The sequence below is a fragment of the Pseudothermotoga sp. genome, assembly GCA_025060105.1.
GTDB lineage: Bacteria > Thermotogota > Thermotogae > Thermotogales > DSM-5069 > Pseudothermotoga_A.
On record JANXCS010000001.1, the window covers coordinates 78,531 to 98,079 of the forward strand.

The 19,549-nt window shown below is 44.3% G+C and carries 21 protein-coding genes; 6 read left to right on the plus strand and 15 right to left on the minus strand.

What is annotated here, in order from left to right:
• On the plus strand, nt 1-834 hold the full coding sequence (locus tag NZ875_00410) for a tetratricopeptide repeat protein (protein MCS7174202.1): 834 nt from the start codon (nt 1-3) through the stop codon (nt 832-834).
• Here the strand turns inward: NZ875_00410 and NZ875_00415 are convergent.
• From NZ875_00415 to NZ875_00430, 4 genes are read right to left on the minus strand one after another with little or no spacing between them, the layout of a single operon-like run.
• Complete coding sequence (locus NZ875_00415; protein ID MCS7174203.1) at nt 782-1,444, minus strand: hypothetical protein; 663 nt, start codon at nt 1,442-1,444, stop codon at nt 782-784. The genes NZ875_00410 and NZ875_00415 overlap by 53 nt on opposite strands.
• Nucleotides 1,444-2,454 carry a rod shape-determining protein gene (locus tag NZ875_00420; GenBank protein ID MCS7174204.1) on the minus strand — a complete coding sequence of 337 codons (1,011 nt, stop codon included), beginning with the start codon at nt 2,452-2,454 and terminating at the stop codon, nt 1,444-1,446. Before NZ875_00420 ends, NZ875_00415 begins: the two co-directional genes overlap by 1 nt.
• Before the next feature lie 49 nt (nt 2,455-2,503).
• A complete protein-coding gene (locus tag NZ875_00425) occupies nt 2,504-2,665 on the minus strand; it encodes a hypothetical protein (GenBank protein MCS7174205.1) in 162 nt (53 codons plus the stop codon).
• Between the two features lie 53 nt (nt 2,666-2,718).
• Nucleotides 2,719-3,609 (minus strand): YitT family protein, encoded by an 891-nt coding sequence (locus NZ875_00430; GenBank protein MCS7174206.1) that lies wholly within the window; start codon nt 3,607-3,609, stop codon nt 2,719-2,721.
• A 186-nt stretch (nt 3,610-3,795) separates the two neighbouring features.
• Here NZ875_00430 and groES point away from each other — a divergent pair, with 186 nt between their 5' ends.
• Together groES and groL are read left to right on the plus strand one after the other, a co-directional pair.
• Entirely contained in the window at nt 3,796-4,065 is a 270-nt protein-coding gene (groES, locus tag NZ875_00435) for a co-chaperone GroES (protein ID MCS7174207.1), read from the plus strand.
• A gap of 15 nt (nt 4,066-4,080) precedes the next feature.
• Nucleotides 4,081-5,700, plus strand: a complete 1,620-nt coding sequence (gene groL, locus NZ875_00440; GenBank protein MCS7174208.1) for a chaperonin GroEL — start codon at nt 4,081-4,083, stop codon at nt 5,698-5,700.
• Nucleotides 5,701-5,748: 48 nt separating this feature from the next.
• Here the strand turns inward: groL and NZ875_00445 are convergent, their stop codons facing one another.
• From NZ875_00445 to NZ875_00455, 3 genes are read right to left on the minus strand one after another with little or no spacing between them, the layout of a single operon-like run.
• On the minus strand, nt 5,749-6,723 hold the full coding sequence (locus NZ875_00445; GenBank protein MCS7174209.1) for an acetylxylan esterase: 975 nt from the start codon (nt 6,721-6,723) through the stop codon (nt 5,749-5,751).
• A gap of 38 nt (nt 6,724-6,761) precedes the next feature.
• A complete protein-coding gene (locus NZ875_00450; GenBank protein ID MCS7174210.1) occupies nt 6,762-7,418 on the minus strand; it encodes a DUF429 domain-containing protein in 657 nt (218 codons plus the stop codon).
• Complete coding sequence (locus NZ875_00455; GenBank protein ID MCS7174211.1) at nt 7,415-7,750, minus strand: cupin domain-containing protein; 336 nt, start codon at nt 7,748-7,750, stop codon at nt 7,415-7,417. Before NZ875_00455 ends, NZ875_00450 begins: the two co-directional genes overlap by 4 nt.
• Before the next feature lie 141 nt (nt 7,751-7,891).
• Between NZ875_00455 and NZ875_00460 the strand changes: the two genes are divergently transcribed.
• The 3 genes from NZ875_00460 (at nt 7,892) to NZ875_00470 (ending at nt 10,172) form a co-directional block, all read left to right on the plus strand.
• Nucleotides 7,892-8,149, plus strand: a complete 258-nt coding sequence (locus NZ875_00460; protein ID MCS7174212.1) for a cupin domain-containing protein — start codon at nt 7,892-7,894, stop codon at nt 8,147-8,149.
• A 167-nt stretch (nt 8,150-8,316) separates the two neighbouring features.
• Nucleotides 8,317-9,408: an agmatine deiminase gene (gene aguA / locus NZ875_00465; protein MCS7174213.1), complete on the plus strand. Its 1,092-nt coding sequence runs from the start codon at nt 8,317-8,319 to the stop codon at nt 9,406-9,408.
• Nucleotides 9,402-10,172 (plus strand): glucose 1-dehydrogenase, encoded by a 771-nt coding sequence (locus tag NZ875_00470; protein ID MCS7174214.1) that lies wholly within the window; start codon nt 9,402-9,404, stop codon nt 10,170-10,172. The genes aguA and NZ875_00470 overlap by 7 nt, the downstream gene beginning before the upstream one ends.
• 621 nt (nt 10,173-10,793) lie before the next feature.
• Here NZ875_00470 and ltaE read toward each other — a convergent pair.
• Genes ltaE through rlmN form a run of 8 tightly spaced genes read right to left on the minus strand, consistent with a single transcriptional unit; the run spans nt 10,794 to nt 19,506 of the window.
• Nucleotides 10,794-11,828, minus strand: a complete 1,035-nt coding sequence (gene ltaE / locus NZ875_00475; GenBank protein ID MCS7174215.1) for a low-specificity L-threonine aldolase — start codon at nt 11,826-11,828, stop codon at nt 10,794-10,796.
• Between the two features lie 7 nt (nt 11,829-11,835).
• On the minus strand, nt 11,836-13,416 hold the full coding sequence (locus NZ875_00480) for a D-aminoacylase (GenBank protein ID MCS7174216.1): 1,581 nt from the start codon (nt 13,414-13,416) through the stop codon (nt 11,836-11,838).
• 36 nt (nt 13,417-13,452) lie between these two features.
• Nucleotides 13,453-15,900, minus strand: coding sequence for a leucine--tRNA ligase (gene leuS / locus NZ875_00485; GenBank protein ID MCS7174217.1), 2,448 nt, complete (start codon nt 15,898-15,900; stop codon nt 13,453-13,455).
• 14 nt (nt 15,901-15,914) lie between these two features.
• Nucleotides 15,915-16,499: an RdgB/HAM1 family non-canonical purine NTP pyrophosphatase gene (rdgB, locus tag NZ875_00490; protein MCS7174218.1), complete on the minus strand. Its 585-nt coding sequence runs from the start codon at nt 16,497-16,499 to the stop codon at nt 15,915-15,917.
• Complete coding sequence (gene rpe, locus NZ875_00495; GenBank protein MCS7174219.1) at nt 16,487-17,143, minus strand: ribulose-phosphate 3-epimerase; 657 nt, start codon at nt 17,141-17,143, stop codon at nt 16,487-16,489. The genes rdgB and rpe overlap by 13 nt, the downstream gene beginning before the upstream one ends.
• Complete coding sequence (rsgA, locus tag NZ875_00500; protein ID MCS7174220.1) at nt 17,140-18,039, minus strand: ribosome small subunit-dependent GTPase A; 900 nt, start codon at nt 18,037-18,039, stop codon at nt 17,140-17,142. Before rsgA ends, rpe begins: the two co-directional genes overlap by 4 nt.
• A complete protein-coding gene (locus NZ875_00505) occupies nt 18,014-18,451 on the minus strand; it encodes a PASTA domain-containing protein (protein MCS7174221.1) in 438 nt (145 codons plus the stop codon). The genes rsgA and NZ875_00505 overlap by 26 nt, the downstream gene beginning before the upstream one ends.
• Before the next feature lie 41 nt (nt 18,452-18,492).
• On the minus strand, nt 18,493-19,506 hold the full coding sequence (gene rlmN / locus NZ875_00510; GenBank protein MCS7174222.1) for a 23S rRNA (adenine(2503)-C(2))-methyltransferase RlmN: 1,014 nt from the start codon (nt 19,504-19,506) through the stop codon (nt 18,493-18,495).
• Between the last annotated feature and the right edge of the window lie 43 nt (nt 19,507-19,549).

Genomic DNA, 19,549 nt, shown 5'->3' on the forward strand with positions numbered 1-19,549 from the left:
ATGGTTAAAGCTGTTGTCGTTCTGATCTTTTTATCGAGTGTTGTTCTTGCGAATGCCGTTGAATATTACAATTCTGCCTTGAATGCATATGTTCAAGGTGACTATAAGCGTGCACTCGAATGGTTCGAAACAGCTTTGAGACTCGAGCCGAAAATCGAATCTTATGATCCACTCGTGAAGCTGAAAATGGGTGTATGTGCATTCATGATCAACGACCATGCGAAAGCTAAAGCATACTTAGAGCAGTACGAGTCGAACAACGCGGTTGCCGCAAGCATTCTTAAAGTTATACGTGAAGGGAAAAAAGTTACGGAAGAATGGATGGTGTGGCTTAGATCGAGGATACCGACATCTCCTCCAATTCAAACTCAAACGAGTCAAAAGCGAGCGCCTGTGTTGCTCATCTTAGGAGTGTTCACTGCGAGTTTCAGCGTGACTTTTTTGGTGATTAAGATCCTGATGAGGAAGAAAAAATCTCTTGAGGAGAGGGAGCTCACGGTTGAAGAAAAGCTTGAACGTCAACTCGAAGAGATTGGGATGGTTTCCAAAAGTGTAGAACAGGGTGCGAGAACGGTTGATTTCGAAACTGACGAGGAGTTGCAGAAATTAGAGGCACAGATAGATAACATAGTTCGGGAAATAATCTCGAAAGAAGGCGAGAAGAAAGAAAACGAAATCATTGTGGGAGAAGATCCGTTCGACATATTGAAGAGGATGGAAGAGAAAGAGAAATACAGCGAAGAAGACGCCAAACTTTTGTCACAAATCATGCAGCAACTCGTCAATACCCCGACAGATAAACCAAGCGAGACGGACGAACAGGATCGATCTTGACGAGGAAAAATTCACCGTGTCTGCCGACGACCGTTCCAAGAAGATCACATTCCATCTTTCTTAACAAAGTACCGTTGGTGAAATGTTCGGAAATTTTTACTACGAATCCTGTCACATCGATTTCTTCATAGATCCTCAACCTTGTTCCACCAAGCAGTTCGCCTTCTAAGCTGATTTGATTTGCTTCAACTTTTACTGGCATGGAGAAAGTCGGAGAATCCCATCTCTCAATCCAGCACAGATGAGCATTGACTTGTCTGACTACACCAACGAAGCGTTTGTTCTCTGGATCGATGGCTACGTCACCAACCTTGGCTTGTCCCGTTGCAACTAGGTAATACTGTCTGTAACCTAAAACGACCTGTGATTGTTCGAAGATGACGTCGTTGATTCTAACTGTGTCCACTGGTTTGCCGCCATGGTAAATCGTAGATATCGCCTGACTGAGGTTGTGCAAAAAGTGTCGTGTTACGTCTGCGGGATACACGATGGGCCGAACAAGGTAAAACAAAATCTTTGCCGGCTTCCCATGGAAGGCAACGTTCAGAGTAAAAATCAAAGAGAATATCACAAAATAAGCAACGAAGAGGTTTACCTGACGATAGCTCATCAATCTACCTGCTGTAGTTTCTTCAAAATATCGACTTTGTCTAGAACCTTTCCTGCCCCCACCGCCACACAACTGAGAGGATCCTCAGCTCGAACAACCTTGATGCCAGTTTCTTTCTCTATGAGTTTTTCGATGCCTCTCGTGAGTGAACCACCACCGGTGGCTACAATACCTCTTTCAACGATGTCCGTAACGAGTTCAGGTGGGGTTCTTTCCAAAGTTGATTTGATCGCATCCACGATAGCGCTGACTGGTACCATCAGTGCTTCTCTCACTTCTCCTCCCTTTATGGTGATCTTTCTAGGTAGACCTGTCGATAGATCTATACCGGTGACTATCGTTTCTAAGGTGTCATATTCTGGCGATGGAAAAACGTTACCTATCTCGATCTTTATCCTTTCGCCAGTTCTTTCTCCGATGGCCACCCTGTAAGTCTCACGTACGTACTGAACGATCGCTTCGTCCATCTCATCTCCGGCTATTCTTATCGATTCCCAAACCACGATGCTTCCCAGTGAAATGACGGCTACCTCAGTTGTTCCACCACCTATATCGACGATCATGTTCCCGTTGGGTTCTTCAACATCGAGACCAAGACCTATAGCACTCGCCATGGGTTCATCTATGAGAAACACGCGAGCAGCTCCAGCCTCTAACCCTGCTTCGAGTATTGCCCTTTTCTCCACGTCGGTGATTCCTATGGGAACACCTATGACTACTCTGGGCTTGAAAAACGCGAAGGATGTCTTCGTTTTACCTATGAAATATTTCAGCATAGCCAGTGCCACGTCGTAATCTGCTATCACACCATCTCGAAGTGGTCTCACTGCGATGATGGAAGCCGGTGTTTTACCGAGCATCATCTTTGCTTCCAATCCGACTTTGATCACCTCACCTGTATCGGCATTCATAGCGACGACCGATGGTTCATTTATGACGATACCTTTACCACGTACATAAACAAGGGTGTTCGCAGTACCAAGGTCTATTCCTAAATCCTTCCTCACCACGGATGCGCACCGTCCTTTTCCAACACTAGTTCGATTTTATCACGATGATTCAAGCTAAGTATGCTGTGAGAAAAGAAAGCCCATACAAAACAGCAGTTAAAAAAAGCGCTCTCCATCCTCTTCTGTTGTGTCCCCTCATTTTCTCATCCTCTCGATTTTTCATCGCTTTCAAGCCAAGTTCAAAGCTTATTATGGCAAAAAGAAAAATCACGGAACCTACATAGAATAAAACATTGGAAAGGGTTCTCAAGTTCCTCACTCCCTTCAAAACACATTACCTATGCTTTGAAAACCCTCGCCAATCACATGTCTGGCTTCACTAATAATTATGAATGCGCTCTTGTCCAGTTTCCTGATGAAAGATATCAATTCGCCGAGTTCTCTTCTCCTCAGCACAACGAGCAAGATTTTTCTGTTCTTTCCTGTGTAGGCACCCTTCCCCTCTATGTATGTGGCACCCCTTTCGAGTTCATTCAAGACAAACTTGGCAATCTCTTCATGTTTATCCGATATCACTATCACTTGGGTTGACGACTCAATACCCTTCAAGACGAAGTCTATCATCATACCATTGATGATTATCGCCAAGATGGCGTACATACCAAGTTTGGCTCCCATTATTACACCTGCGAATATGGCGATGGAAAGATCGGCTATGAGCAACGTGGTTCCCATCGGTGAAGCAAAGAATCTATTGAAAATCCTGGCAACGATATCTGTACCACCAGTGGAGGCGTTCTGAGTGAACGTGAGGGCCATACCGACAGCCGTTATGATATCTCCAAAAAGAACAGCAATGATGAGATCTTCCGTATATTTTGGAATTGGCACAATTCTATCAAAGAAATCTACCAAGAAGTTGAGTAAAAAGGTGCAGTAGATCGTCTTTATACTGAAGTCACGTCCTACAACGATGAATCCAACAAGAAAAAGTAGTCCGTTGACGATATACATCCACACGCCTACGGGAAGACCGATGAGCTTGTTCAGAACAATGGCGAGTCCACTCGCCCCTCCAGCAGCGATGGCGTTAGGTATCAAAAACGAGACCACACCTATCGAAGTGACGATCACTCCCAACGTTGCTAGTACGTACTCTTTGAAGATGTACTTGCGACTCACAATCTCACCTCCACATGAGTCAAATTCTACCATCAAATTGTTAGTCTTCGTGAGAAAAAGAAGCAAAAATGGGACTTATTTCGAGATAAACGGTCATAAACGCCGTTATTTCTGATTAAGTTTTAAAAATCACATCTTGATTTGCCGTGAAAAGTGGTGTATGCTATAGTTAGCACTCGACAATAAAGAGTGATAAAAATCTGAAAGGAGGTCGCGGCTGTGAAGGTTATACCACTCGGTGAAAGGCTCTTGATTAAACCCATCAAGGAAGAAAAGAAGACGGAAGGTGGTATAGTTCTGCCAGATTCAGCAAAAGAGAAACCCATGAAAGCAGAAGTCATCGCTGTTGGGGAAAAGGTTGAAAACATCGATGTGAAACCGGGAGACAAGGTCATTTACTCCAAATACGCTGGTACTGAAATTAAGATCGATGAAGTTGAGTACATCATAATTGATGCCAATGATATTCTGGCGAAAATCGAGAACTGAGAGGAGGGATGAGTTATGCCCAAACTGTTGAAGTTCAACGAAGAAGCCCGCAGAGCGCTTGAAAGAGGTGTAAACAAAGTTGCCGATGCTGTCAGAATCACGCTTGGACCAAAGGGTAGAAATGTGGTCATCGAGAAGAGCTGGGGTTCTCCAACCATCACTAACGATGGTGTCTCAATTGCCAAAGAGATAGAACTGGAGGACAAATTTGAAAACCTGGGAGCTCAGCTCGTAAAAGAAGTTGCGTCTAAGACTAACGATGTCGCTGGTGACGGCACGACAACTGCTACAGTGCTCGCACAAACGATGATCAAAGAGGGTTTGAAGAATGTCGCTGCTGGTGCTAATCCAATATTGCTCAAGCGTGGTATTGACAAGGCTACAGAAGCTGTTGCCAAATTCATCAAAGAGCACTCGAAAAAACTTTCCGGTAGAGAAGATATAGCTCACGTTGCCGCAATAAGCGCAAACAATCCTGACATTGGAGAATTGATCGCAGAGGCCATGGACAAAGTTGGTGAAGATGGCGTCATCACTGTTGAAGATTCCAAAACGCTCGAAACCTATGTAGAGTTCACTGAAGGTATGCAGTTCGATAGGGGCTATATCTCGCCATATTTCGTAACGGACGCCGAAAAAATGGAAGTCGAGCTCAAAGAACCGTTCATACTCATCACCGACAAGAAGCTGAGTGCTGTGAGGCCGTTGATACCCATACTTGAGAAAGTAGCACAGACAGGTAGGCCAATACTTGTCATAGCAGAAGACGTTGAAGGAGAAGCGTTGACCACTCTCGTTTTGAACAAACTTAAAGGTACCTTGATGGCTTGTGCTGTGAAAGCTCCTGGTTTTGGCGATAGAAGGAAAGCTATGTTGCAGGACATCGCGATACTCACCGGTGGAACTGTGATCAGTGATGAGTTGGGTATAAATCTTGAAGATGTCACCCTTGAAGATCTTGGAAGAGCCGACCTTGTCAGAGTTAAGAAGGATGACACTATCATCATAGGTGGCAAGGGTAAGCCCGAGGAGATCAAGAAGAGGATCGCTCAGATCAAATCACAAATCGAGCAGACCACATCCGAATACGAAAAAGAAACGTTGCAAGAAAGGATGGCAAAGCTTGCTGGTGGAGTTGCTGTCATAAAAGTCGGAGCCGCTACCGAAACAGAATTGAAAGAGAAGAAACACAGGATCGAAGATGCTCTGAGTGCAACGAGGGCTGCCGTTGAAGAAGGAATAGTTCCAGGTGGTGGAGTAACGCTGTTGAGGGCCAAAAAAGTTGTGGAAGAACTCATGAACAAACTTGAAGGTGACGAGAAGATTGGTGCTTCTATCGTTTACAAAGCGCTCGAGGCACCCATAAGACAGATCGCTGAGAACGCTGGTTACGACGGAGCAGTCATCGTGGAGCGCATAGCCAACTCTAAAGACTTCAGTTACGGTTTCGATGCGCTCAAAGGTGAATACGTCGATATGTTCAAAGCTGGAATCATAGACCCAGCCAAAGTCACAAGGAGTGCCCTGCAGAATGCTGCATCCATCGCCGGAATGCTTCTGACAACCGAAGTGCTTGTGGTTGAGAAACCTGAAGAGAAGAAAGAAACGACGCCTCACGTCCCACCTGAATACTGATACCGAACAACGAAAATGAGAGGAGGGCCGCCCGCCCTCCTCTTTTCTTTAAGCGAGAATCTCGTTCAAGAATTTCAGCTCTTCATAAGTGTGGAAAGATTCTCCTCCCTCATGGTCGTTGTAGGGATAGATTTTTATCCTCTTTGGACCAGCGTAGTGATTGTAAGCAGCGAAGACGGTGGATGGAGGACATGTTTTATCCATCAATCCAACCGAAAACAGTGCTGGTACTTTCGCTCTGGCTGCAAAGTTTACACCATCGAAATATGAGAGCGTTCTGAATACCGTATCAACTTTATCTCGATGTGTTCGCAAAAACTGTGTCAGTTCGAAATAAGGTTGGTTGTCAGTTATCTCAATCGCTCTTTTATAGTGGCACAAGAAAGGCACATTACACAGAAGCGCTTTTATTTTACTGGATAATCCAGCAACGGCCAGTGCGATTCCCCCACCTTGACTGGTACCGGACACGACTATCTTATTTGGATCAACAAGTGGGAAGCCCTCGACAACTTCCACAGCCCGAACGGCATCTACGAACACTCGTCTATAGTAATATTCCTTTGGATTAAGTATACCGCGTGTCATGAAACCTGGAAACTGCGGGTTGATCGGTTCCTCGCAGTAATCTGGTGTATCACCTTTCGTTCTTCCAGTTCCCTGTCCACGCGTATCCATAACGAAATATGCATAGCCTGCGCAGCAATGAACGAGCCAGTCGTACGGGAATCCCCTACCACCACCATAACCGACATACCGAATCACGCACGGTAGTTTTTCAAAGTCTCTCTGGGTAGGGACCAGAAGCCAACCTTTGATTCTCTGACCTTTGTAGCCCGAATAAGTAACATCGTAAACTTCAACGCTTTTCAAAAAATAGTCGGCCTTTTCGAACACAGGGTTCAGTGGATAGATCTTCGACTCTTCAAGAGTTTCTCTCCAAAATTCGTCAAAATCCTTTTCTTCGCTCCTTTCAGGAAGATAGTTTAAAAGTTTCTCAAGCGGCATATCGAAGTAAGCCACAGAAGATCCCTCCTGTATAGCAGTTTATGAATCAAGATTCAAGTTTCTGGTTTTAAAGTTAACAGGATACCATCTTTTTCGTCACCAAATATCATGTACGGTTTTTCGAGTGCCAATCTCACAGTGAGGGCGCAGATCACCGAATCTAAGAAATCTTCGTACGCTTTCACGTTCCCCCTCGGTATGTAGTACTCTGACATTTTAACGAAGCTTTTTATTCTTTCTTCCAACCAAGATAGTCTCTCAATTTTTTTGAGTTTCCCTATTCGTTTGTATTGGAAAACTCTCATACCACTGAATAGGACCATGATCGTTGCGTGTGGATAAACTTCGAAAATGTTACCAGCTTCGAAAGAAAATCCCCACTGATTCAAACGTTGGTAAATCAATTCAGGAAAGAAAAATGGATATCTTTTTTTATTGACAGGATACAACGATAATCGAAATTTAGAGAAATATCTGAGAAATTCTTTTTCGTTTTTTCTGTGGCCTGATTCATTCTTGACTATCAAAGGTGCATCCACACCGATGAGGACATTTTCATATGTTTTCAATATCTTGATCATATCTTCCAGCTGATCACCGTAGAACGATTCAATCAAGTTGAAATTTTTGTCTATGATCGCGAGTGCCGTTGGATTTTTACCTGTCCAAGATGGATCGATCCCACAAAAGTGGGAAAAATCCTTCCTCAAAATTCTCCTTCCTTTGGAACGACACATATGAAAGACGATGGGGCATTTGAAACGTTGATGAACTGATGTTGCTCGTTGGGAGCTACGTAAACGAAGTGTCCCGGTTCTACCGTTACCTCACCGTCTTGAGAAACGACTTTCAATTTGCCCTCGATGACGAACACTTCATGTTCCCAACTGTGTGAGTGAAAGGGTGTGCTTGCGTTAGGCTGTAATGTGAACAATCTGAGCACAAAGTTTGGTGCCTCAGTTGGGCTTATGAAAACTCTTTTCAGGACCTTACCATTCATGAGTTTTTGAACTTCAACTTCGTTCACATGTTTAATCCTCACAATGATCCCTCCCAAGGATATTTTAGAAGAGCAAGTTTGGATTTCGGCGTCAGAAAAATTTTGAAAGGTGTGATCTGACACCCATCACAGATTGGGTTAAAAACAGTACAATACTCACAGGGGGTGAAAATCTTGGAAAAAGTGAGAGTTTGGAAACCCACAAAGAAAGAGATAGAAGAAGCAAGAAAATGGCCTACGTGGTCGAAAGAGAAAAGCACTTTTGATTGGTACTACGATGAGGATGAACAGTTCTACGTGGTTGAAGGTGAAGTGGAAGTCATACTCGACGATGGTACGAAGGTTGAGTTTGGATCAGGAGACATGGTGAGATTCAAGGCTGGAACGAGGTGTGTTTGGAACGTGAAAAGGGACATCTTCAAACATTACAAGTTGGGTTGAAAAATATGGGCGATCTTTCGATCGCCCAAGTACACTTTTATCCGTGCATCTATGTCGTCAAAGGAGGGTGGGGGGTCTTGCCCTGGTTCCACAACTTAGACGTTCACGTTTATTGGCGAGTTCAGGTTGCGTTTGTAAATTCGTTGTGAACTGGAAGGTGACTCACTGTGAACATCCTCAAGGGGACGCCCAGGTGTGATGGTTTTAGAATGCCCGCCGAGTTTGAACCACACAAAGGTTGTTGGATGATCTGGCCTGAGAGAACGGATATCTGGCGTTGTGGAGCGAAACTTGCTCAAGAAGTTTTCGTGAAGGTTGCTGAATCTATAAGCCAATTTGAAAAAGTCACCATGTGTGTTTCTCACAATCAGTATTTCAACGCGAGGATGAAATTGCCTGCGCAAATTAGAGTCCTTGAAATGTCAAGTAACGATGCGTGGATGAGGGACGTCGGTCCAACTTTCGTTGTGAACGATGATGGTGAGGTTCGTGCCGTACGATGGAAGTTCAACGCTTGGGGTGGGATATATTTTCCTTGGGATAAGGATGAATTGATCGCGTTGAAAATAGCAGATATTGAAAATATTGATTGCTATGAAGCACCTATCGTGCTCGAAGGTGGTTCCATAGACACCGACGGTGAAGGGACGCTCATAACCACCGAAGAGTGTCTTCTCAATCCAAACAGGAACCCGGGTTTTACCAAACAGCAGATAGAACAGGTGTTGAAAGATTATCTCGGTGTTGAAAAAATCATCTGGTTGAAACGCGGGGTTTACAACGACGAAACCAGTGGGCACGTGGACAATCTGTGTAGATTTGTCAAACCCGCCGAAGTCGTTCTGACGTGGACCTTTGACAAGAACGATCCACAGTACCAAATAAGTAGAGAAAACTACGAAATACTTTTGAAAGAAACAGACGCGAAGGGAAGAAAATTCAAGATTCATATGATTCATCAGCCTTCTCCGATTCATCTAACGGAAGAAGATGTTTCTACAATAGATTTCGCAGAGAAAACTCTCAGAAAGCCTCCTGGGTACAGATTACCCGCTTCCTACGTGAATTTCTACTTTGCGAACGGTGCGTTGATTGTTCCGATCTACAACGATCCGAAAGATGAGGAAGCTCTGGCGAAATTTCGGGAGATTTTTCCAGAAAGGAAGATCGTTGGGGTGTATGCAAAAGAAATTTTGCTTGGAGGAGGAGCGATCCATTGTATAACACTTCAACAGCCTTTGGGGGTGAAAAGATGTTGAAAAATAAAGTGGTCATCGTCACGGGTGGTGGGCAAGGCATAGGTGCCGCGATATCACAGTCTTTTGCGGAGGTAGGTGCGAAAGTGGTGATCGCTGAAATAGATGAGGAGTCCGGAAGCGAGCGTGAAAGGATGCTGAAGAGGAATGGTTACGAGGTGAGTTTCATAAAAACCGATGTTTCCGATGAGTCTTCTGTCAGATCCATGGTTGAACGAACTGTTTCGTTGTACGGTGGGATCGATGTGCTGGTGAACAATGCGGCGATCAGCTCTACAAAGAGTATTTTCGAAAGAACACTGGAAGAGTGGGAAAAGGTCATCAGAGTGAATTTGACAGGCCCTTATTTGTGTTCTCGCTACTGTGCGGAACAGATGATCAAAAGAAGTGAAGGTGTGATAATCAATATTGCTAGTACAAGGGCTTTCATGTCTGAGCCGGATACAGAACCTTACTCTGCATCGAAAGGTGGTGTCGTTGCATTGACGCATTCACTCGCGATCAGTTTGGCGAAATATCGAATAAGAGTTGTCTGCATAAGCCCAGGTTGGATCGAAACTTCCCATTGGAAAAAAGACTCCCTCAGGAGAGAACCACAATTAAGAACCATCGACCATGAGCAACATCCGGCTGGTCGGGTTGGTGATCCGATGGACATAGCCAATCTGTGTTTGTTCCTCGCAGATAATGAAAAAGCAGGTTTCATAACTGGTGTCAACATCATCGTCGATGGTGGCATGACAGTGAAAATGATCTATGCAGAATAGATTTTTGGTTCACATCTTCAATTGTTCCCACATCGTTTGGCGAAAAGTGATTCAAGCTCATCGAGCTCACGATTCCTAACTCGATTCAGTCTTTTGATCTTTGATTTTTTCTTCTCCGTCCATGGAGAAGCCCTTCTAAACAAGCGCAAGCAAATGTTATTCGCCTAGAATGTTTTACAATGCGTGGTGTGAGTGCTCCATCGAGATTGTGAACGACCAAAAAGACCTTTCTCAGGCTGCACTGGAATGGTTTTTAAAAGACCCCATCGCCACAATGACATCTTTATTGTTTCATCCAGCGTTGTGGATGTCTTGCCCATCTCAAAGTTTTTCGTTATAAACTTTGACGTATTTGTTTGTGTATGTCACGATTTACCAGACTCCAAGCGATTCTTTTGAAAAGTTTGTTGAGATCTATGGACTCATTTTTGTCTTCCGATCCTGAGTCGTGCGCGGGGACGATCATAGAAGATGGGCCTTCCACTTTCCAAACGCGAGTAAGGTTTCCAAGAAGAAGATAAAATTTCACATTGATCACAACGCTCTTGAAATAGAGCACAAAGGTTAAGTTATGTGCGAATCACTGTCAAATCGGCAGTGTTCGATTCAGAAGCGAAAGGTTCATCGGCTGAATTTTCTGAAGAGTTTTTCGAATATGTTCAGAGCCTCTTCTATGTCTTTTCTCGAAACATCCTTGTGAGTGACGAGCCTTATTGAAGATTCAGAGATTGTATTCGAAAGTATTCCATTCTCCTCCATTATTTTCACGAATCGAGATGCATCGACACTCAAATTACTCGTTTCCAAGATCACCATGTTCGTTTCAACTTCTTCTGGGTTCACCATGTAACCAATCTCTTTCAGTTTCGTGGCGAGGAACTTAGCGTTGTCATGATCTTCTTTCAAACGGTCTACCATCTTCGTCAAAGCTACAATACCAGCGGCAGCCAAAATGCCTGCCTGCCTCATGCCCCCACCGAGCATTTTTCGAGCCTTTCGGGCTTTCTCTATGAACTGTTTTTCTCCTACGACCAAGGATCCCACAGGTGCACAGAGTCCTTTCGATAAGCAAAACATCACAGAATCTGCGTACTTGGCATATTCCTTAACCGGTATACCTGAAGCAACAGAGGCATTGAATATTCTGGCTCCGTCTATATGAACACTTACATCGTATTCCTTAGCGATGTTGCGTATAGCCTTTATGTTCTCTATAGGGATTACTTTTCCACCGGAACGGTTGTGTGTGTTTTCAATCACTATCAAAGATGTTCTTGGAAAATGAATGTTCTTTGGCCTGATAGCTTTCCTCACATCCTCTGGATCCATCGCCCCGTTTCTTCCTTTTATGGGATGAGGCATGACGGCTGAAAGAACCGAGAGAGCACCCACTTCGTACCAGAAGATGTGACTGTCCGCTTCCAGGATCACTTCGTCCCCACGCTGAGTGTGGGCCATTATACTCACTTGATTGCCCATTGTTCCAGATGGAACAAATAGGGCGGCCTCTTTACCAAACATCTCTGCCGAGATTCTTTCGAGTTCATTAACCGTTGGATCCTCGCCATAGACATCGTCTCCAACTTCGGCCTGAGCCATGGCTCGTCGCATTTCTTCCGTTGGCTTTGTGACGGTGTCCGAGCGTAGATCTATCATTTTATCCCTACTTTCTCAGAACCTTTCCCGGTCTTTCACCAGTGAGTTGTTCATCGCGTACAACTGGTATCCCGTTCACCAGTACATGAACGATGCCCTTTGGATAGCATTTTGGATCTTCAAAATCGGCGAGATCTTGGACATGCTCTAGGTCGAAAACGACCAAATCTGCAACCATTCCGGGTCTCAAGACCCCTCTATCAAGCAACCCTATTCTGCTTGCGGGAAAACTGGTCATCTTCCGAACAGCTTCCTCAACACTCAAGAGTTTCGATTCTCGCACGTAGTGCGCCAAAACTCTTGGAAATGTGCCGAAATTTCTTGGATGAGGATGTCCTTTCGACAGAATTCCAGAGGTTGAAAGCGCACTTCCGTCTGAACCTATCATGGAATAAGGACTTTTGATGACCAATTTCACGTCTTCTTCATCCATGGCAAATCGCATCATGCCAACTTTCGCGCGTTCTTCAACGATCAAATCGAAGGCCACCTCTAGTGGGGTTTTGTTCAAAAATCTTGCTATCTCTGCCAAGCTTTTTCCTTGAAAAACTCTGTTCTTTTCACTGGAAACGTAAGTTATGTATATCTTTTCGTAACCTCCCATGTCCCTCTGGACTGAATCGATTTGTTGTTCGATTTTCTTTCTTGTATTTCCATTTTTGAGTCTTTCGATCATCTTTTCAATGCCGCCTTCGTGGACCCAATCAGGCAAGATTGCGTCGAGATCAGTGGCAGTGGCAATGTAAGGATACACATCACAGGTGATGTCATAACCTTTTGATCTTGTTTCTTCTATGAGTTTGAGAGTTTCTTTCACCTTTCCGAAGTATTTCTGACCACAAGCTTTGTGATGAGATATTTGCACAGCAACGGCGCTTTTCTTTCCAATTTCTATCGCCTCTTCCACGGATTCAACGAGCTTTGAACTTTCGTTCCTCATGTGAGTCGCATAAAAGCCGTTGTGTTTCGCAACCACTTTACACAATTCGAAAATCTCCTCCGTACTCGCGTAACTTCCAGGAGGGTATATCAATCCCGTACTGAGCCCAAACGCTCCTTGTTTCATCGAGTCATCGACGAGTTTTTTCATATACCTCATCTCAACGGGAGTTGGTTTCCTATTCTCATATCCCATAACTGATTTTCTTATCGTGCCGTGGCCCACGAGCATAGCGTAATTTATGGCAGGTCGAGTGTTTTCAAGTGCAGCCAAGTACTCTTCAACGCTTTGCCAGCCAGCTTCCATTCCATACATTTCCTTGTGGTATTTTTTTGCTTCTTCGAGCGCTTCTCCGAGTAAGGGTGCCAATGAGTAACCGCAGTTTCCCACGAGTTCCGTGGTTACACCTTGTTTGACCTTACTTTCACAGAAAGGATTTACGAACGGTGAAAAATCAGAATGGCTGTGTATATCGATGAAACCTGGGCAGACAAACATACCTTTTGCATCGATAACAAGTCTTGCCTTTTTTCTTCTCAAATTGCCAATCTCGACGATTTTTCCATTCTTTACAGCTACGTCTGCGTGAAACCAAGGACTACCAGTCCCATCCACCACCATGCCATTGATCAAAAGCACGTCGAACATGAGACCACCTCAGTTAAAAAATGTGCGATCGCGTGATCACACTATGATGTTCAGCAGCCTTTTAGGTACATATACGGCATCTTTTGGAGAACCGTTCACAAACTTTTTAATTTTTTCGCTTTGAAGTGCTATTTTCAGTGCCTCTTCTTTACCTGCATCTATCGGAACTTTTATCCTATCTCTCAGTTTGCCGTTCACCTGCACTGCGATTTCTATTTCTTCAACCTTCAGAGCTTCTGGATCGTACAGTGGCCAAGATTCTTCCATAACCGATGTTGTCTTTCCCATAGCATGCCAGAGTTCCTCTGCAAAATGCGGTGCAAAAGGAGATATCATGAGAGCGAACTTTTCTGCGAATTCCTTGAGCAATTTGACGTTCCATTCCTTTTCCGGAACGTCCTGAAGATAGCTAGACACGTCGTTGACGAGTTCCATTAAGCCACTGATGGCAGTGTTGAATTTGAATCCGCCTTCCATGTCTTGAGTTATCTTCAAAAGGGCTGTGTGAAGTTTTCTTCTGAGTTCTCTTTCTCTCGAGCCAAGTTCTGAAGAAGGCGAATCTGGTAAGGAAATGATCTTATCAAGTAAATTCCACGCTCTCTTGATGAACCTGTGTACGCCCTCGATGCCGGCATCGCTCCATTCAGCATCCTTTTCGGGTGGTCCCATGAACAAGATATAGAGTCTCAGCGTGTCAGCTCCATATTCTTCTATCATGTCATCCGGTGAGACCACGTTACCTTTACTTTTGCTCATCTTGGCGCCATCTTTGTATATCATGCCCTGGGTGAACAAATTGGTGAAAGGCTCATCGAAACTGAGATAACCAAGATCGTGTAACACCTTGGTGATGAATCTCGAGTAAAGCAGGTGCAATATCGCATGCTCCACGCCACCAACATACTGATCAACTGGTAACCAATAGTCAACATCTTCCTTTTTGAATGGCGCATCATTCAGATCAGGATTCACATATCTGAGGAAGTACCAAGATGAGTCGACGAAAGTGTCCATCGTGTCAACTTCACGCGTGGCTGGGCCACCGCACTTTGGGCAAGTTGTTCTTTTGAACTCTTCTTTCAGTGCGAGCGGTGATTGACCCGTCGGGAGGAACTCAACATCGTATGGCAGTGTTACCGGTAGGTCTTTCTCCGGTACCGGAACGATACCACACTTTTCGCAATACACGATCGGTATGGGAGCACCCCAGTATCTCTGTCGCGAGATGAGCCAATCTCTGAGTTTGTACTGTACGGAGCGTGTACCAATTTTCTTGTTTTCGAGCCACTCGATCACTTTTTCCATTTCTTCCGGAACTTTCGTTCCATTCAATGGTCCACTGTTCACCATCACCCCTGGGCCGTCATAGGCTTTATCCTCATTGAAAGGCTCAACTGGCTGTATGACTTGTTTTATCTTAATGCCATACTTCTTTGCAAATTCATAATCCCTCTGATCGTGCGCCGGTACACCCATGATCGCGCCTGTACCGTACTCCATCAGGATGTAGTTAGCCACATAGATAGGAACTCTCTCGTCGTTGACTGGGTTTATTGCATATCTACCTGTGAAAAATCCTTCTTTTTCAGCTTCAAGTGCACTTCTTCGATGTCTATCTTGTTTACTCACGTGCGTGAGGAATTTTTCTAAATCGTGCTTCAGCTCGGGAAGGACTATCTGCTCAACGAGTGGAGACTCGGGAGCAAGTGCCATGAAGGTTACTCCCCAGAGTGTGTCAGGCCTCGTGGTGAATACCTCTATGCTTAAGTCGAGATCTTCAACTTTGAATTTCAACTTCGCCCCTTTACTTTCACCGATCCAATTTCTTTGCATTATTTTCACGTGTTCTGGCCAGCCAGTGAGCTTATCCAGATCCTTCAAGAGTCTTTCAGCGTAATCGGTTATCTTGAAAAACCATTGTTCCAAATGCTTAATCGTGATGGACGTTCCACAACGCTCGCACCGGCCATCCTTCACCTGCTCGTTCGCTAACGAAGTCATGCACTTGGGGCACCAATTCACAGCAGCCTTTTTCTTGTAAGCGAGCCCAGCTTCGTAGAGTTTGAGAAAGACCCATTCTGTCCACTTGTAGTAAGGTTCTAAACAAGTGATCACTTCTCTGTCCCAATCGTAACTGATCCCAAGACGTTTTATCTGCCTTCTGATAGTATTGATGTTGTTTAGAGTCCAGTCTTTTGGGTGGATCTTTCTTTCTATCGCAGCATTTTCTGCTGGAAGTCCAAAGGCATCGTAACCAAAAGGATGAAGCACGTTGTAACCACGCATGCGTTTGTACCTCGCCACGGCGTCTCCTATGACGTAGTTTTTCACATGACCTACGTGCAGTGTCCCAGAAGGATATGGGAACATAACGAGCATGTAGTATTTTGGTTTTTCAGAGCGTTGAGGTGTTTTGAACAAGCCTCTCTCTTCCCAATATCTCTGCCATTTTGGTTCTATCTCACTCGGTTCATATCTCAGCACGAGACCACCTCCAATTACTTGGCTAAAATTATAACATTCAGAATAGAAAAAAGTTTGGAAAAAGCCTTGTATCTGTGACTCATGGTGTGCTTTTCTTCACCAAGTTCACCGAAAGTTTTTGAAAAACCTACGGGAACGAAAATGGGATCGTAACCAAAACCAAAGTTGCCTCGAATCTCTTTGGATATGTGTCCTTCCACAGTTCCCTCGACGCATACAAGGAGTTTTTCTTTTGGATCGTAGTAAGAAGCGGCACAAACGAAACGCGCATTTCTGTTTGTCTTACCTTCGAGCATTCTCAAAATCATCTGCATTTTTTCGTTGTAACTGGTACCTGGCATGAACCGAGCCGAGCGAATACCTGGAAAACCGTTCAAAGCGTCTATCACTAAGCCCGAATCGTCGGCAATTGTTGGTAAACTGGAAAGATTCGCATAGAAAACAGCTTTCTTCGAAGCATTTTCCATAAAGGTTTCACCGTTTTCTTCTATTTCCTGATCGATCCCCAGATCGTCCAGTGTAACTACCTTCAGATCTTTTGGGACGAATCGCTTGATTTCCTCCATTTTGTGTTTATTCTTTGTTGCTAACAAGAGCATTCTATCTCTCCTAACATTTTTCTGATCGATGCCGGATCAGGGTTTTTAAAGATGCCATAACCCATCACGAGAATATCTGCACCCGCGCAGACAACCTTTTTCAACGTCTCTTCGTTCACACCACCGTCGACCATGATTTTAACATTCAAAGATCGATTTTTTATGATATGCCTGAGTCTTTCAATCTTGCCAACAGTCCAATCTATGAATTTTTGGCCGGAGAACCCAGGATTAACAGTCATCAGAAGCACCGCATCGAGCTCAACAAGGATGTCGCTGAGAACTTCCACAGGAGTATGGGGATTCAAAACAGCGTAAGCTTTGGCTCCATTCTCTTTTATTCTCTGAACAGTCCGATGGAGATGAACACACGCTTCGTAGTGAACACCTATCCACGAGGCACCAGCTCGAGCGAATTTTTCCACGTACCTGTCAGCATCGACGATCATCAAATGAACATCTACGGGTAGATTGGTACACGATCGAACAGCTTCAAGTAAAGGCAAGCCAAACGTGATGTTTGGCACAAAGATCCCATCCATCACGTCTAGATGTACCATGTCTATGTAAGATTCTACTCTCTTGATCTCTTCAGCGAGCTTCGAAAGATCACAGGCAAGTATGGAAGCAGAGATCAATTTCATTCTGTACTCACTTCCCTGAGTATCTCTAGATAATTCTCGTAACGTGTCTTGGATATTTCACCAGCTTGAACGAGATCCTTTATCCTGCATCCTGGTTCATCCAAATGTTTGCAATCTTTGAAGAGGCAATCTCCATTCTCTCTGATTTCTTTGAAATAAAGTTTCAACTTGTCAGGCTTTATGTGATCTATTTCTATCAACGAAAAGCCCGGAGTGTCGGCAACAAGACCACCGAAAGGGAGGTGCAACAGTTCGGCGGATGTGGTCGTGTGTCTTCCACGTTCGAGCTTCTCGGAAACCTCCTGCGTTTTTAGGTTCGCTCCGGGGCAGATGATGTTCAGCAAGCTGCTTTTTCCAACACCAGAAGGTCCGGCAAAAACTGAGATTTTATCCTTGAAGTGTTCCATCAATTGATCTATGCCTTCCTTCGTTTTAGCACTCGTCATTAAGACAGGATACATTTTGGAATAAGTCTCTAAGAATTGTTTCTTTTTCTCTTCATCTTCTTGAGTTAATAGATCGATTTTGTTCAAAACGATGAGTGCGTTCAGCCCAGCCTCTTCGATGAGTACCAACAACTTATCCAGTATTAACAATGGCACCTCGGGTTTTTTGATGGTGTAAACGCACACTGCTTGATCAACATTCGCGATTCGAGGCTTGGCCAATTCGTTCTTCCTCTTGAGTATGGACTCCACAACACCCGTATCGTGCACACGCACATATTCCACCACATCGCCAACGAGTGGTTTAAGGTTGGACAATCTGAATCTGCCTCTGAGTACACACCTGATCCTCTCACCAGTCTTAACGTCTTCGATGAGCAACGCATTCGACATGAATTTGACCACTATACCCCTGTTTCTGATGTCAATCCCTCCCTGGCTCGCCAACATCGATCAAGATGGATACTTCATCGCCTTTTTTCATTTCTGTACCTGGCGGTGGATAAACACCCATAACCCTACCATCGGATCCTTTGAATGGCATTTGAACTATTCTAACTTTGAATCCCATATTCTGCAAAATGATTTCAGCCGTTTCTCTGGGTGAACCAATTAGATTCGGTACGCTCAAATTCTGTGGTTCCTCACAAAACACGTTCACGGTCCTACCTTTTTTCACGCGAGTTTTGGCAGCTGGAACAGTGAAGCTAACACGACCTTCACCATGGATCTGGCCAATTTTCAAACCAGCACCCCGAAGTATGCCTTCAGCTTGAGCAATGTCCATGCTCGTCACATCTGGGACAACAACTTCGGTTGGTTTGACCCAAAAGTAGAAAAAGAAGACTAGGGCACCAGCCATGCAACCAAGGAGGAAAAAAGCAATGAAGCTGAAAGCACCTCTCACGATTTTGCTCGCAAATTTTTCAGTCTGAGTTGCCCGCATGCCGCTTCAATGTCCGCTCCTTTCTCTTGTCTCAGCTCTGCTTCTATGCCATTTTCGAGTAGAATTTCTTTGAATCTGTTCATCTTCCATTGGGAGGGTTTTTCAAACTCGCCATTGGTAGGATTCACAGGGATTAAATTTACGAAAGCTTTCAAATCCTTCAATGCTCTCGCGAGTCTTCGAGCGTCTTCATCGAAATCGTTGAATTCTTTGATGAGAATGTATTCGATGGTGACGCGTCTATTCGTTTTTTCTTGATAAACTTTGGCTGCTTGAAGGATCTCTTCGATGGAGTATTTCCTGTTCAATGGAACAAGCACATCTCTTTTCTCGTTGCTCGCTGCGTGCAATGATATGGCAAGCCTGACTTCGAGTCCTTCGTCTGCGAATTTAACTATTTTTTCAGGTATTCCCACAGTACTCACAGTTATTCTTCGAACGCCCACATTCTTCATCTTTGGATGAACAAGAATTCTCAAACTTTTGACAACATTGTCGTAGTTCAGGAAAGGCTCACCCATACCCATGTAAACTACGTTTCTGATATTCCTCTTAGAATCGTTCTCTATTGCCAAAACTTGTCCAACGATTTCCCCAACCGTCAAATTTCTTACAAAACCGCTTTGTCCGGTCGCACAGAAAGAACATCTCAAGGGACAGCCCACTTGTGTAGAGATGCAGGCAGTAGCATAGCCTTCGTGAAACAATAGAACCGATTCGATCGTGTTTCCATCTTCAAGCTCGTACAAAAATTTTGTGGTCTTGTCTATTTTTGAAACCTTTTTCTCGAGCAATTTTGGTAATCTCAAAACGAACTTCTCTCGAAATAAAGCTCTGTGCTCTCTTGACAGATTCGTCATACCTTCGAATGCAAAAACACGTTTTTTGTAAATCCAATCGAGCAGTTGGTCAGCTCGGTATTTCTCGAGTCCCATTTTTATAACAGCATCCACAACTTCTTCGTAGCTCATGTCGAGTAAATTCAACGTATCACCTCAAACAAATTATAGACTG